The following is a 12,891-nucleotide window of genomic DNA, read 5'->3' on the forward strand; positions in this document are numbered from 1 at the left end:
AATTTTTATTTAAAACCAAAAGGTTTAAATAATGAAAGTATATAATTTAATAAAACAATTTACTTTTCTTTTACCCTACCTAAATCTTTAAAAAAAATACTTTTGCAGAGTCCAAAAATGAAATATATAAGTGCTAATGTCAAACATGAACCAATCAAGTACTTGTGACGAAGTAGTTTATATCGAGCTGTAGATAAAGTAGGAAATACGGTAGATTTTCTTTTGACCAGAAAAAGACAGAGAATGAGTGCACAGTCATTTCTAATTAAAGCAATTAGTAATAACTACAGGCCGATAGTAATTAATATTGATAAAAGTGGTACTACTTTGGCAGCTATCAAAGTATATAACAAGCGTTCGTTTTCAAAGATTAAAATCCGGCAATGTAAATATCTCAACATATTGTAGAACAGGATCATCGTTTTATCAAATGGCGTATACAAAACGGATTAGGCCTTAAAAGTTTTGAATCAGCTATACGAACATTGAGTGGAATTGAAGTTGTGCATTTGCTGAGAAAGAATCAAATGGTTAGACCAGCGTTGAGCATATTTAAATCATTTTGTAAATTAGCAGTTTAACTTTTGAATTCCTTAAATATTTGTATTTGATTCTGATAGATGCGACAGAACCATACTCTGATTCTTTTAATTATTTGAAAAGCAAAAATATAGTTTTATAGTAAATAACAGAAAAATATCAACCCTTTTTAATCGCATAAAAGCGAGTTGGAAGAAAAATGCAAATTAATTTTTTGTAAAAAAAAAATATCAGGTCCACTTTTATTTAAAAAAATAGCGGTCTTTTATAACCGCTATTTTAAATATATTATATTCCTAATTATTTAGGAAGTTTGGCAAGAAATAACAATATATCAGTACCGATTTCTTTATAATGAGTTTCAAGGGCGAAATGACCCGTTTTATAGAACTTTACAGTAGTATTTGGATTGTCACGTTTGTATGCTTCTGCTCCTGCGGGAAGAAAATAAGGATCCTGACTGCCCCAAACAGCTAACATCATAGGTTTTTTATCTCTAAAATAAGCTTGGAATTTAGGATATAAAGCAACATTAGTTCTGTAATCTTTTAGCAGGTCAAGCTGTATCTCGATGTTTCCAGGGCGATCCAGAAAATGCTGATCCAATGTGTATGTTTCAGGTGCGATAAGAGCAGTATCCGAAGCACCTTCGTGATACTGATACCAGGTTGATTCTTTAGAAACAAAATCCTTAAGCGCGTCTCTGTTAGCCAGCGAAGGATCTTTCCAGTATTTCTGAATAGGATTCCAACCATTGCTTAATCCTTCTTCGTAAGCATTGCCATTTTGTGATATGATGCCAGTTATCTTTTCCGGATTAGCAAGAGCAAGTCTGTATCCGGTTGGAGCACCATAATCGAATACATAAATGGCAAAACGTTTTAAGCCAAGCTTATCGATGAATCCCTGCATAGTATTGGCAAGATTGTCAAAAGTATATTGAAAACTAAGATGGTCCGGTGCATCTGAATAGCCAAAACCAGGCAGGTCTGGAGCTATTACATGATATTTTTTGCTTAAAATAGGAATAAGATTTCTAAACATATGAGATGATGTAGGGTAACCATGCAGTAATAATACAGTTGGAGCATCTTTAGATCCTGCTTCACGATAGAATATCTTTAATCCGTTGACTTCCGTGTTATTGTAATGAGTGGCCTGAATTTCAGTGTTCTCTTTTGTAGTTAAAGAGTTTTTAACTTGTGCATTTACAGCTGTTTGTGGTAGCATAATTATAGCTAGAATTAGAGTTAAGGATTTAATTGTGTTTTTCATATTTTCAATTGTTTAAGACAAAAATACAGCCTATATTTGATACGTGAAAACGATTTATAATGATCTAATCAATCACTAAAAGTGATACTATGAATAGTAATGACCTAAAAATATTTGAAGCAGCAGCAACACTCGGAAGTTTTACAAAAGCTGCAGAAGCAACCTTTACGGTACAATCAAACGTAACGGCGCGCATAAAAAATCTCGAAGATGAATTTGGAGCCGAACTGTTTAGAAGAGTATCCAGAAAAGTGGTTCTAACTGAAGCAGGGGAAACACTTTTGCAATATGCTAAAAAAATAGGACGATTATTGGATGATGCAAAAAGTGATATACAGAGTGCAGACAAAATAGGAGGGACAATACGCATGGGGTGTATTGAGACCACTATGGCTCTTAAAGTGCCAGAAATAATCAAAGGTTTTGCAGAACTTTATCCTAATGTAGAGCTTGAATTTTATTCTTCAATGTTATCAGCATTGATAAACGATGTAATCAGTTATAAACTTGATGCTGCTTTTGTTGCAGCACCCATAAATATTCCGGGTTTACAGCAGCTTATTGTTCGTGATGAACAACTTGTAATAATTGCAGGTGGTGATGTGGATAAGCTTTCGGTAGTATTGAAACAAGAACCTTTAAAAATAGTAGTTTTTGAGCAAGGTTGTTTTTTCAGGGCGCGACTTGAAACCTGGCTCGGTTCAAAAGGAATCCTCCGCTATAAAAGTACCGTACTCAATTCGATAGAAGGTATTATTAATTTTGTGGAGGCAGGTCTTGGTATTAGTATACTTCCTGCAGAAGTGGTAGAGCATTATTACAGCAACAGAAATATAAAAACTTTTCCTGTAACTAAAGAACTTGCCACGATGACCACAGTGTTAATTTACAGAAATAATGAAGAACCTTCAAAGGCTTTAAATGTATTTTTAGATCAGTATCGGAATTAAAGCTTCTGTTCGCATTTAAACCTAAGTTTTATCTTTACCTTTTTTAATTATTTAAATTCTTATTTGATTCTGATAGATACGAAAGTACTCATAATAATATTTATAATTAATACTACGAAAAATCCAATATATTTTGAGGCAATAAGGGAGGATTAAGATTAAAAATCTGTTAATAGGAAGTGATATAAAGTTTCGAACCTAATCTTCCCAGAACTCTATTTTCAAAAACTCAATGTGCCACGATTCTGCCACAAAACTTTTGAGTGTTTTTATAAAATTGAAAACTGCCTTAAATGCAAAAAACCTGCGAATCCTAGGATTTGCAGGTTTTACCACGTTTTTTATGGGTTTTTGAAAAGATTGAAAAAGTTGCCTTTATTTCTTTTACCCTTTTGGTGGGGAGAGCAGGATTCGAACCTGCGAAGTTCACACAGCAGATTTACAGTCTGCCCTCGTTGGCCGCTTGAGTATCTCCCCGATCTCAGCATTGATGCGCTTTGTTGTTCTAAGCGGTTGCAAATATAGGAACGTTTTTCATGTTTACAAACAAAAAACGAACTTAATTTTAAGTTATTTTAAAGTTATTTTTTAATTCATTGGAATTGAATAAAATAAAAAAATCTCCACTAGGGAGATTTTTTAAGTTTTTTTAAAAAGTAGGATTATTTTGCTAATAATTCTACGATTTTTGCTTTCAATTCAGGACCTCTTAAGTCTTGAGCAACCACTTTTCCTGACGCATCAAGAATAAAAGTTGCCGGAATAGATTGAACTCCGTATTGAGCTGCAATTGGCTCGTCCCAAAATTTTAAGTTCGAAACGTGTGTCCATGTTAAGCCATCTTTTGCGATAGCTTCTGTCCATTTGCTTTTTTCTTTATCCAAAGAAACCCCAATAATATTTAAGCCTTTAGAATGTAATTCTTTGTAAATGGCTACAACATTCGGATTTTCTTTTCTGCATGGTCCGCACCATGAAGCCCAAAAGTCAACAATAGTTACTTTTCCTAAGCTTTCTTTAAGCGAAATTACTTTCCCTTCAGGATTGGGTGCAGAAAAATCTGATCTTCATTTAGCGTCACCAACAGGAGGAGCTGTTGCACCAACTGCAGGCATTTTTGCTTGACCAAGTTTTGTTTTAATTTCTTTACCAGGAGCTGTGTTTTTCAAAGACTCATCTAAAGAGTTGTATAAAGCTTCTGCTTTTTTAACATCTGTAGAAGGATCTCCTAACATACCTTGAATAATCAATGCAGAAATATAAGATTTTGGATGACCTTCAGCGTAAGCTAAATATTTCTTTTTAGAATCTGCCTGAACCTCAGTTTGAATTTTCATGTATTGTTTCATCAAACCGTTGATAGTTGCTGTATCTTGAGCTTGTTGAGCTGCCTGCATTTTTTGAGTGTTGTTTTTTTGAAAATCAACTAATGCTTTTTGAGTTTTAGTAAGCTCTTCGTTGAATTTTACATACTCATCATTATTGTAAGTTCCAGAAATTTTAGATTTGTGGATACTGTCTTTATCGATTGCAATTTTAATTTCTCCTGTTTCTAAGATAAAAGGAATTGGCCCGTTTGCACCTTGAAGAATTAAAGTATGAAATGCTGGTTCAGTTACTTTTCCTTTAATTTCAAATTTTCCATTTTCTACTTTTACTGTATCAAGAGCTAATGGCATTTTTGTTGTTGGGTCCTGACCTTGAAGAATGATCGTTTTTCCGTTTTCAATTCCAGTTGCAGTTCCTGTAATTAGGTATTCTCCGTCTTTAACTTTGCTGCAAGAAATTATCGCTACAGAAGCGGTAAGTAAAAAAAGTATTTTTTTCATTATAAAAAATTAATTAGTTAATTGATTTGTGCAACAAAAGTATCTAAAAATATAAAACTTAAAGAATTTTGTAACCTAAAATTTTGTTATAGTTTTTTTATGCTTAATTCTCATGTTTTCAGTGTGTTTGCTGACTAAATTTGACTTAAAACTTTTAATTATATTATTATTTGGAAATAAAATATACAATTTTCTGATTTTTAAGCATAAAAAAAGCATCCTGTTGTCAGAATGCTTTTATAAATATTTGGGTCTAAATCTATTCCTGATTTGTTTTCTTTCTCCAGGTAAAAGAGTTTAAAATGTGTCTTTTTGCGAATCTTCCAGGAGAATCAGCGTTTACCATTTTCACGTAAGTTGCTTTAGGAACACTAATGTATTCGTAAACACTTCCGTTAGAAAAATCGATAATTAAACGACCTTCAACAAATTTATAATCGGTAATTGAACAAGTTGAAATCGTTTCTGTATACTCAGGTAAATTTGCTTTAATTGTCTCAGGATTAATACTAACCAAAAAGTGGTAAGCCTCAATAATAGCTTTACTTTTTTCTTCTGCAGCTTTTAAACCAGCATCATCACCTTGAAATTTATCAGGATGAGATTCTTTCATCGCATTACGATAAATGGTTTTCAAATCTTTTAACTCTGCAGTTTTATCAACGTTTAGTAACTTGCGGTATTCAACTATTTTTTTCATAAATAAAAGGTAACTTATTGTCTATTAGTTTGAAATGAGTGTTTTTTACTTCAAAACGACAAATTTTTTGCAAAGGTACACTTTTTTTTAACTTTTTACTTTTGAAGGAAAAAATATTGTAAAAAATTAAGAGTTAGTGTTTAAGTGAGAAATTTTATCGCAAAGGTGCAAAGTTTTTATATATAAATTACCTGTAAACAGCATCCCGAAGCCTCGGGACGCAAAGCTATGTGTTATAACTTTGCGAACTTTGCGAAACCTTTGTGGACTTTGTGGTTAAATTCTCATTTCAAAACCTGAAACCTGAAACAAATAAAACCAGGAACAAAAATTACTTATTTTCCGGCTTATGATTTGCCTTATCAAAGTTTTTGGACTTTTTAGGATATTTATCATAACTAATATCGCTTGGATTTTCAATTACAGATTTAATTGTAATCCAATCACCTACGTTAAAATTAGTATGTGCAATTTTATAATCTAAAAGATATTCACCACAAAAATAATTGTTGTTTTCATCTTTTTCGATGATACCGGTGTAAACTCCTTTTTGGGGCATTTTTTCTTGTGAATCTTTAGACATGACTTTTAAATTTAAAATTAAAGCAGCAAAGTTAATCAATTAATGTTTGTTTTGGGGAGTTCGCAACAATCTCAGTATATTTGCATATGCAAAAAAACTTTAAGCCACATCCTAATTCGTTTAAAAATACATTCTGTGTTTTTCATGAAGTACTTGGAGATGAAATTGAAGGGTTAAAAAAACAGTTCGAAAGCAAAGCCGGAAGTACCTATTATTATACCGAAGCCGGAATGTATCGCGTTTCGAATCATTGGGGGAGATTAGCCAACAGTAAATGGCGTTTGGTAGCGCGCGAGCCTGAAACGGAATCAAAAACTAAAATAGGTTTTGCCGCATGGAGTGAATTTCATCCGGATAATGCCGAAGAAAAACTATATTATATAGATGCTGATTTTGATAAAAATACCGTAACCTATCAGCATAAAAATAACCCGGATTATGATAAAAAAGCAATTTTAAGAACGAGTTTCGAAACGACAAAACGCATCAAACAGATTAGAAATCTGCAGCAATTAACTTCCTGGGCTAAACATTTCGATTATGATGATATTGCCGATTTACGAAAGCAAATTATTACCGAATTGATTTACACCGAGAAAACTTTAGAAGAAATTAAAAGAGAAATATAATGGGACGCAACAACGAAAGGAATATCAAGAAACACAATGACAAATTGCATAAAGCCCAAAATAAAGTAAAACAGGCTGAAATTGCACGTAAAGAAAAACTAAAAGAAATAATCAAAAAGTTCAACGAAGATAAAAAAGAAGAATAGAAATAATTGTTTCAAGTTTCAGGTTTCAGGTTTCAAGTTGCGTCAAGTAACCTGAAACCTGAAACTTGAAACGAAAAACAGAAAACAGAAAACAAAAGATATGAAATTCGAAGATTTAAAAGTAAGAGTGCAGGAAATCATTGATTTGATAGCTGCAAAACAAGAGAGAGAAGCCAATAATAAACTGCTTGAAGTAAGTGATGATTTAGACGAAATGCTGGATCACGCAGAAGAAGATGAAGATTTAAGAGAAATCAGCAGATATCAGGTTTTATTGAATCAATTGCATGTAAAAATTAACGGCGAAGAGCAGGTTGATGGAGAATAAATGTTTTTGCGATACAGGTTTATTGTTTAAAGATTGCTGCGGATTGTATCTGGAAAACAATCAAAAAGCGCCAACAGCTTTAGCGTTAATGCGTTCGAGATATTCGGCATACGCGACTCATAATGCCGATTATCTTTTGGGAACTACTTATGTTTCGGAAAGAAAGTATTATTCAAAAACTGAAATTTTAAAATGGGCAACAAGTAATAAATGGCAAAAATTAGAAATTCTTAGCTCATCAGAAGATACAGTTGAGTTTAAAGCCTATTTTTCAGATGCTAATAATAAGCCTCAAACACATTATGAATTTTCGACTTTTAAATTAGAAAATAATGTTTGGTTTTACGTTGACGGAAAGTTTGAATAATTGCTAAATTTATAAGGGAATTCAACCTCTTTTGTTTGAATATTTTAACTAAAAATTAATAAACGTTTCTTTTTTCGTAATTCTAAAATAGCTTAATTTTAGAATTATGAAAAACGAATTTAAAAAAGGTTTTTATTTTAAGACGTACGAAGCCCCATTTCAGTCTCCGTTTGAAAAGCTTTTTGGGATTTTTAAAGAGCTAATCACCCATACTTCGGGCGATTTTGATGAAGCTATAGACTGGCTTCGTGAGTTGGATAAAGAATATAAACTTACCGACGAAAACTATACAATCGATGATTTTATCGAAGATTTAAAAAAGAAAGGTTACATAAAAGACGAGGTTAAAGAAGATGGAACCGGCGGTTTTGGTATTACTGCTAAAACAGAACGCGCCATTCGGCAACAAGCCTTAGATCAGATTTTCGGAAATTTAAAGCGTTCCGGAACAGGAAATCACAAAACTAAGCATGCAGGAAATGGCGATGAACATACAGGAGAATTTCGCGAATTTAATTTTGGCGATGGTTTAGAACGTATTTCATTGACAGAAAGTTTGCGAAATGCACAAGTCAATAATGGTGTAGAAAGTTTCATGCTAACCGAAAATGATTTGGTTGTAGAAGAAACACAATACAAAGCCCAAATGAGTACGGTTTTGATGATCGATATTAGTCACAGTATGATTTTGTATGGTGAAGACCGAATCACGCCTGCCAAAAAAGTAGCGATGGCTCTGGCCGAATTAATCACAACACGTTATCCAAAAGATACGCTTGATATTTTGGTTTTTGGAAACGATGCCTGGACGATTCCCATAAAAGATTTACCGTATTTACAGGTTGGTCCGTATCACACCAACACAGTTGCTGGTTTGCAATTAGCGATGGATATTTTGCGTAGAAAGCGAAACACAAACAAGCAAATTTTCATGATTACCGACGGAAAACCAAGTTGCGTGCGCGAACGTGATGGTTCCTATTATATGAATAGTAATGGTCTCGACGAATATATTGTAGATAAATGCTACACACAGGCACAGCAAGCCAGAAAACTCCATATCCCGATTACGACTTTTATGATTGCAAACGATCCGTATTTACAGCGTTTTGTAAATCATTTTACAGAAGCCAATCAGGGAAAAGCATTTTATACCGGACTAAAAGGTTTGGGCGAAATGATTTTTGAAGATTATGAAACGAATAGGAAGAAGAGAGTTCGTTAGTTAGGTTCAAAGTTGCAGAGGTTCAAAGGGACAAAGGTTTTTATAGACAACGTAAAAAGATTTAGGTTCAAAGTTGCAGAGGTTCAAAGGAACAAAGATTTTATACACAACGCATATCGTAGAGGCGCACAGCAGTGCGTCTCCCGCAAAGTAATGACACAATATTTGTCATTCACAAATAATAATAACAACACAGATATTTCAATAAAATGAAAATAGAAAACATAAACACATTAGGTCAATTAAAAGCCGCAGGATATAAAACGATAAGTATTAAGGACGAATTGCGAAATAATTTGCGTGAGAAGATAAAATCCGGAGCTCCTGTTTTTGAAGGTGTTCACGGATTCGAAAATACTGTAATTCCAGAATTGGAGCGTGCTATATTATCTCGTCATAATATCAATTTATTAGGACTTCGTGGTCAGGCAAAAACGCGTTTGGCGCGCAAAATGGTCGAATTGTTAGACGAATATATTCCGTTTGTTTCAGGTTCGGAGATTAACGACGATCCGTTGAATCCAATTTCTCGATTTTCAAAAGATTTAATTGCAGAAAAAGGAGATGAAACGCCAATTTCATGGATGCACAGAAGCGAACGTTTTTTTGAAAAACTAGCCACGCCGGATGTTACCGTAGCCGATTTAATTGGAGATGTTGACCCAATAAAAGCTGCCAATTTAAAATTATCTTATGCAGATGATCGTGTAATCCATTTCGGAATGATCCCGAGAGCGAACCGTTGCATTTTTGTAATCAACGAATTACCTGATTTACAAGCCAGAATTCAGGTAGCGTTATTTAATATTTTGCAGGAAGGCGATATTCAAATTAGAGGTTTCAAATTAAGAATGCCACTTGATATGCAATTTATTTTTACGGCAAATCCCGAAGATTATACCAATCGTGGAAGTATCGTAACGCCTTTAAAGGATAGAATTGGTTCACAAATTTTAACGCATTATCCTGAAAGTGTTGCCATTGCAAGAACAATTACAGAACAGGAATCCAAATTAGATCAAAACCAAAGTGACATTGTTTATGTACCTGGATTAGCTCGTGATATTTTAGAACAAATTAGTTTTGAAGCCCGCGAAAGCGAATACATTGACAATAAAAGCGGTGTAAGTGCGAGAATGAGTATTACGGCTTTCGAAAACTTAATAAGTACAGCAGAACGCCGCGCTTTAAAAGCCGGAGTTGATAAAACAAATTTACGTTTGTCTGATTTTATCGGAATTATTCCGGCTATTACAGGAAAAGTAGAATTGGTTTACGAAGGAGAGCAGGAGGGAGCAGCGTATGTGGCTCAGAGTTTAATAGGTTCTGCAATTCGAACGTTATTCCCGACACTTTTGCCAAAAATAGAAAAGCTCGAAAAACCGGGAGAAAAAACACCATATTCTGATTTGATCGAATGGTTTTTTGCCGAAAGTGGTTTCGAATTATTAGACGATGCTTCGGATGCTGAATATCAGGGAATTTTGGATGAAGTAACTCCGTTAAATATTTTGGTGAAAAAATACCAGCCAGAACTGGATAAAGAAGATATTTATTTCTTCAAAGAATTTATTTTATGGGGATTGGTTGAATATAAAAAATTAAGTAAAGATCGTTTTGCACAAGGACATCAGTTTAAAGATATGTACGGAAGTTATATAAGTAAATTATAAATTGTGAATTATTAATTATAAATTAAGTTTTATATTTTAAGAAATCAAACCCGACAGGTTTTTAAAACCTGTCGGGTTTTTTATGCGCGATCTTTAACAAAGATTTACTAATCAATTATAATTCAATTTTTTATTTATTGAAAATAAACCTATTACCAGTTTTATTTCCTCTACCTTGCTCCGTTGGCTGCAATTGTAGTCTTCCCTAAAACAAAATGGAAGATAGTTTCGAAGATTTGATTTCGAGTTATATTGAGAATAAAGTAGGAATATCAGAGCATTTTTTAAGTGCTGAACTAGCAAATCATTTAAAACAAAATTTATTTGATTTAAACGACAAAAGTTTGTTGCTTGCTGCCGGAATTGGTAATTCAGAGAAACTATCTTACGACGGCGCCATCAGAAGTGATTCCATTTATTGGCTTGATAAAAAGCACAATAATGTTTTCGAAAATGAATTTTTCGATAAAATAGACGCTTTCATATTATACTTAAACGAAAGCTGTTACACCGGAATTACCGGTTATGAATTTCATTATTCATTATACGAAGCCGGTGATTTTTACCTGAAACATTTAGATCAATTCAAAAATAATCCAAGTCGAAAATATTCCATGATCAGTTATTTAAATAGTAATTGGAAAGAAGCAGACGGTGGTGAATTAATGATTCATCAGGAAAACAACAATCAAAAAATTGCCCCAACTCAGGGAAAAACAGTTTTTTTTAAAAGTAATGAATTAGTTCATGAGGTTTTGGTTACGCAAAATACCAGAATGAGTATTACAGGCTGGTTAAAGAGCGACTAAAAGATCCTTATAAATATTTAATTGTTTGGAGTTTGAATATTTTTAGAAATTATATTGATATATCAATTATATTTGTATCAAATAAAAGGACATGAAACTTGAAAATCCAACCGGAACCGCGCTTTATTCAATAGAAAAAGCGATAAAGGAATATCGAAAACTGGCACAAAAAAATATAACCAAAGTTGTAAAAGACATTACGATAGATCAGTGTTTAGTATTAATTATACTAAATGATAATCAGAATATTTCTCAGAAAGAATTAGCAAATCTAGTCTTTAAGGACAATGCTTCGATTACAAGAATGATTGAATTAATGGTTAAAAAAGAATATCTAAACCGAACAATTCATCTCGAAGACCGCAGGAAATTTAATCTAGAAATAACAAATAAAGGAATAACAACTCTGGAACTAATGAAGCCAGTTATCAAAATTAATAGAGAAACGGCACTCGATGGTTTATCGTTAGAAGAAATAGCATTGTTAAACAAAACCCTCAATAAAATAATTGCGAATTGTAAAAAATAATAATTATGAAATTAAGATTAACACTAATTGCATTGTTGGTATTTACTTTTGGATATTCACAAAAAGAACTTCCGGGAAAATTAGAAAAATATATGGATGCTCAATTTGTCATTAATAATTTTAGTGGTACTGTTTTGATTTCTAAAAATGATTCTGTAATGCTGGAAAAAGCATATGGTTTTGCTGATTATGAGTGGAATGTAAAAAACACGATAGACTCTAAATTCAGTTTAGCTTCGGTTTCAAAGCAATTTACTGCTGTTGCTATTTTGCAATTGACAGAAAAGAAATTACTTTCATTGGATGATCCTCTTAGCAAATATTTTAGTGATTTTCCTAAAGGAGAAAAAATAACTTTAAAAATGATGTTAACCCACAATTCAGGTTTACAAATGGATTTTGACGAGTTGTATCTGTCTAAAACAAATCTTGATAAAGATTCTGTTTATAACTATTTAACCAAAAAAACATTGTTGTTTGAGCCTGGAACAAGTACGGCTTACAGCAATATTGGATATTATTTTCTGGGGCGTATTATAGAGAAAGTATCTGGGAAATCTTATGCCGAATGCCTAAAAGAGAATGTATTCGATAAAGCAAAAATGTATAATTCAGGTGTTTCAACTAATGATGCAATAGTAGATAAAATGACTCAATTGTATTATTTAAAAAATAATAAATTGGTAAAGAATCCCTATATCGATTGGAGTTGTAATTTAGGGCATGATGGTATTTATGCAACTGCTGAAGATTTATATTTATGGAATAAGGCACTTTTTGATAGTGAAACGATTTTATCAGAAGAATCTAAGAAAGAAATGTTTACACCTTATAATGAGCAAAATTTTGGTTTTGGAGTTGTAATAAATCCTTTCTATAATCAGGGACATCAATTAATTGCGCACGATGGAGGTTTCTACGGTGCTATGACTTCTTTTAATAAATACACACAGGATAAGGTTTTTATAACCGTTTTGTCTAATAATCAGTCAAAATCATATTATATCGCTTATGGTCTTGCCGGAATCTGTTTTGGAAAAGAAGTAGAGCTTCCGTACAAACACATTGAATCAGTAATAGATACAAAAGTTTTTGATGAGTATGTTGGCGATTATGATGGCATCAAAATTTTAAAGAAAGACAATAAACTCTATTATCTTGATTACAATATCGAACTGTTGGCGGAATCTCAGACGAAATTTTTTAGATCAGACAATAATAATATGACATTGGAATTTATTAAAAATAAAAAGGAAAAATTACACAGTTAGAAATCAAAAAAGCGGGAATAAAAGAAGTGAAAAATAA

Annotated in this window: 15 protein-coding genes, 1 tRNA gene and 2 pseudogenes; 12 read left to right on the forward strand and 6 right to left on the reverse strand. The window is 32.7% G+C overall.

Features of this window, described 5'->3' with window-relative positions; all coding sequences use genetic code 11:
- Positions 1 to 222: 222 nt before the first annotated feature.
- Together AC4FQ3_RS18035 and AC4FQ3_RS18040 are read left to right on the forward strand one after the other, a co-directional pair.
- A pseudogene (locus AC4FQ3_RS18035) lies at positions 223 to 333 on the forward strand (hypothetical protein); the annotation flags it as partial.
- 36 nt (positions 334 to 369) lie between these two features.
- Positions 370 to 467 (forward strand): annotated as a pseudogene (locus AC4FQ3_RS18040) (IS6 family transposase); the annotation flags it as partial.
- Between the two features lie 373 nt (positions 468 to 840).
- On the opposite strand, the gene AC4FQ3_RS18045 reads toward AC4FQ3_RS18040, so the two are convergent.
- Positions 841 to 1,815 (reverse strand): alpha/beta fold hydrolase, encoded by a 975-nt coding sequence (locus tag AC4FQ3_RS18045; RefSeq protein ID WP_491182769.1) that lies wholly within the window; start codon positions 1,813 to 1,815, stop codon positions 841 to 843.
- Positions 1,816 to 1,904: 89 nt separating this feature from the next.
- Between AC4FQ3_RS18045 and AC4FQ3_RS18050 the strand changes: the two genes are divergently transcribed.
- Positions 1,905 to 2,765, forward strand: a complete 861-nt coding sequence (locus tag AC4FQ3_RS18050) for a LysR family transcriptional regulator (RefSeq protein WP_491182770.1) — start codon at positions 1,905 to 1,907, stop codon at positions 2,763 to 2,765.
- 393 nt (positions 2,766 to 3,158) lie between these two features.
- Here the strand turns inward: AC4FQ3_RS18050 and AC4FQ3_RS18055 are convergent.
- The 5 genes from AC4FQ3_RS18055 to AC4FQ3_RS18075 form a co-directional block, all read right to left on the reverse strand.
- Positions 3,159 to 3,242, reverse strand: a tRNA-Tyr gene (locus tag AC4FQ3_RS18055).
- Between the two features lie 185 nt (positions 3,243 to 3,427).
- On the reverse strand, positions 3,428 to 3,793 hold the full coding sequence (locus AC4FQ3_RS18060) for a TlpA family protein disulfide reductase (protein WP_082036966.1): 366 nt from the start codon (positions 3,791 to 3,793) through the stop codon (positions 3,428 to 3,430).
- Between the two features lie 39 nt (positions 3,794 to 3,832).
- Complete coding sequence (locus tag AC4FQ3_RS18065; protein WP_042565396.1) at positions 3,833 to 4,594, reverse strand: DUF4369 domain-containing protein; 762 nt, start codon at positions 4,592 to 4,594, stop codon at positions 3,833 to 3,835.
- Between the two features lie 259 nt (positions 4,595 to 4,853).
- Positions 4,854 to 5,294: a KTSC domain-containing protein gene (locus AC4FQ3_RS18070; protein WP_026983258.1), complete on the reverse strand. Its 441-nt coding sequence runs from the start codon at positions 5,292 to 5,294 to the stop codon at positions 4,854 to 4,856.
- Positions 5,295 to 5,625: 331 nt separating this feature from the next.
- Positions 5,626 to 5,877 (reverse strand): hypothetical protein, encoded by a 252-nt coding sequence (locus AC4FQ3_RS18075; RefSeq protein ID WP_042565397.1) that lies wholly within the window; start codon positions 5,875 to 5,877, stop codon positions 5,626 to 5,628.
- A gap of 86 nt (positions 5,878 to 5,963) precedes the next feature.
- On the opposite strand from AC4FQ3_RS18075, the gene AC4FQ3_RS18080 reads away from it, so the two are divergent.
- From AC4FQ3_RS18080 to AC4FQ3_RS18120, 9 genes are all read left to right on the forward strand, one after another.
- Positions 5,964 to 6,506, forward strand: coding sequence for a hypothetical protein (locus AC4FQ3_RS18080; RefSeq protein WP_463460672.1), 543 nt, complete (start codon positions 5,964 to 5,966; stop codon positions 6,504 to 6,506).
- On the forward strand, positions 6,506 to 6,652 hold the full coding sequence (locus AC4FQ3_RS18085) for a hypothetical protein (protein WP_089075917.1): 147 nt from the start codon (positions 6,506 to 6,508) through the stop codon (positions 6,650 to 6,652). The genes AC4FQ3_RS18080 and AC4FQ3_RS18085 overlap by 1 nt, the downstream gene beginning before the upstream one ends.
- 100 nt (positions 6,653 to 6,752) lie before the next feature.
- Positions 6,753 to 6,980, forward strand: a complete 228-nt coding sequence (locus AC4FQ3_RS18090; RefSeq protein WP_073397993.1) for a hypothetical protein — start codon at positions 6,753 to 6,755, stop codon at positions 6,978 to 6,980.
- Positions 6,970 to 7,347 carry a YchJ family protein gene (locus AC4FQ3_RS18095; protein ID WP_491182771.1) on the forward strand — a complete coding sequence of 126 codons (378 nt, stop codon included), beginning with the start codon at positions 6,970 to 6,972 and terminating at the stop codon, positions 7,345 to 7,347. Before AC4FQ3_RS18090 ends, AC4FQ3_RS18095 begins: the two co-directional genes overlap by 11 nt.
- A gap of 106 nt (positions 7,348 to 7,453) precedes the next feature.
- Complete coding sequence (locus AC4FQ3_RS18100; RefSeq protein WP_042565401.1) at positions 7,454 to 8,572, forward strand: vWA domain-containing protein; 1,119 nt, start codon at positions 7,454 to 7,456, stop codon at positions 8,570 to 8,572.
- A 209-nt stretch (positions 8,573 to 8,781) separates the two neighbouring features.
- On the forward strand, positions 8,782 to 10,245 hold the full coding sequence (locus AC4FQ3_RS18105) for an AAA family ATPase (RefSeq protein WP_491182772.1): 1,464 nt from the start codon (positions 8,782 to 8,784) through the stop codon (positions 10,243 to 10,245).
- Positions 10,246 to 10,460: 215 nt separating this feature from the next.
- Entirely contained in the window at positions 10,461 to 11,054 is a 594-nt protein-coding gene (locus tag AC4FQ3_RS18110) for a 2OG-Fe(II) oxygenase (RefSeq protein ID WP_491182773.1), read from the forward strand.
- Between the two features lie 91 nt (positions 11,055 to 11,145).
- Positions 11,146 to 11,583, forward strand: coding sequence for a MarR family winged helix-turn-helix transcriptional regulator (locus AC4FQ3_RS18115; protein WP_042565404.1), 438 nt, complete (start codon positions 11,146 to 11,148; stop codon positions 11,581 to 11,583).
- Between the two features lie 5 nt (positions 11,584 to 11,588).
- Positions 11,589 to 12,854: a serine hydrolase domain-containing protein gene (locus AC4FQ3_RS18120; protein ID WP_491182774.1), complete on the forward strand. Its 1,266-nt coding sequence runs from the start codon at positions 11,589 to 11,591 to the stop codon at positions 12,852 to 12,854.
- The last annotated feature ends 37 nt before the right edge of the window (positions 12,855 to 12,891 follow it).

The organism is Flavobacterium sp. AK-345, from assembly GCF_058310175.1.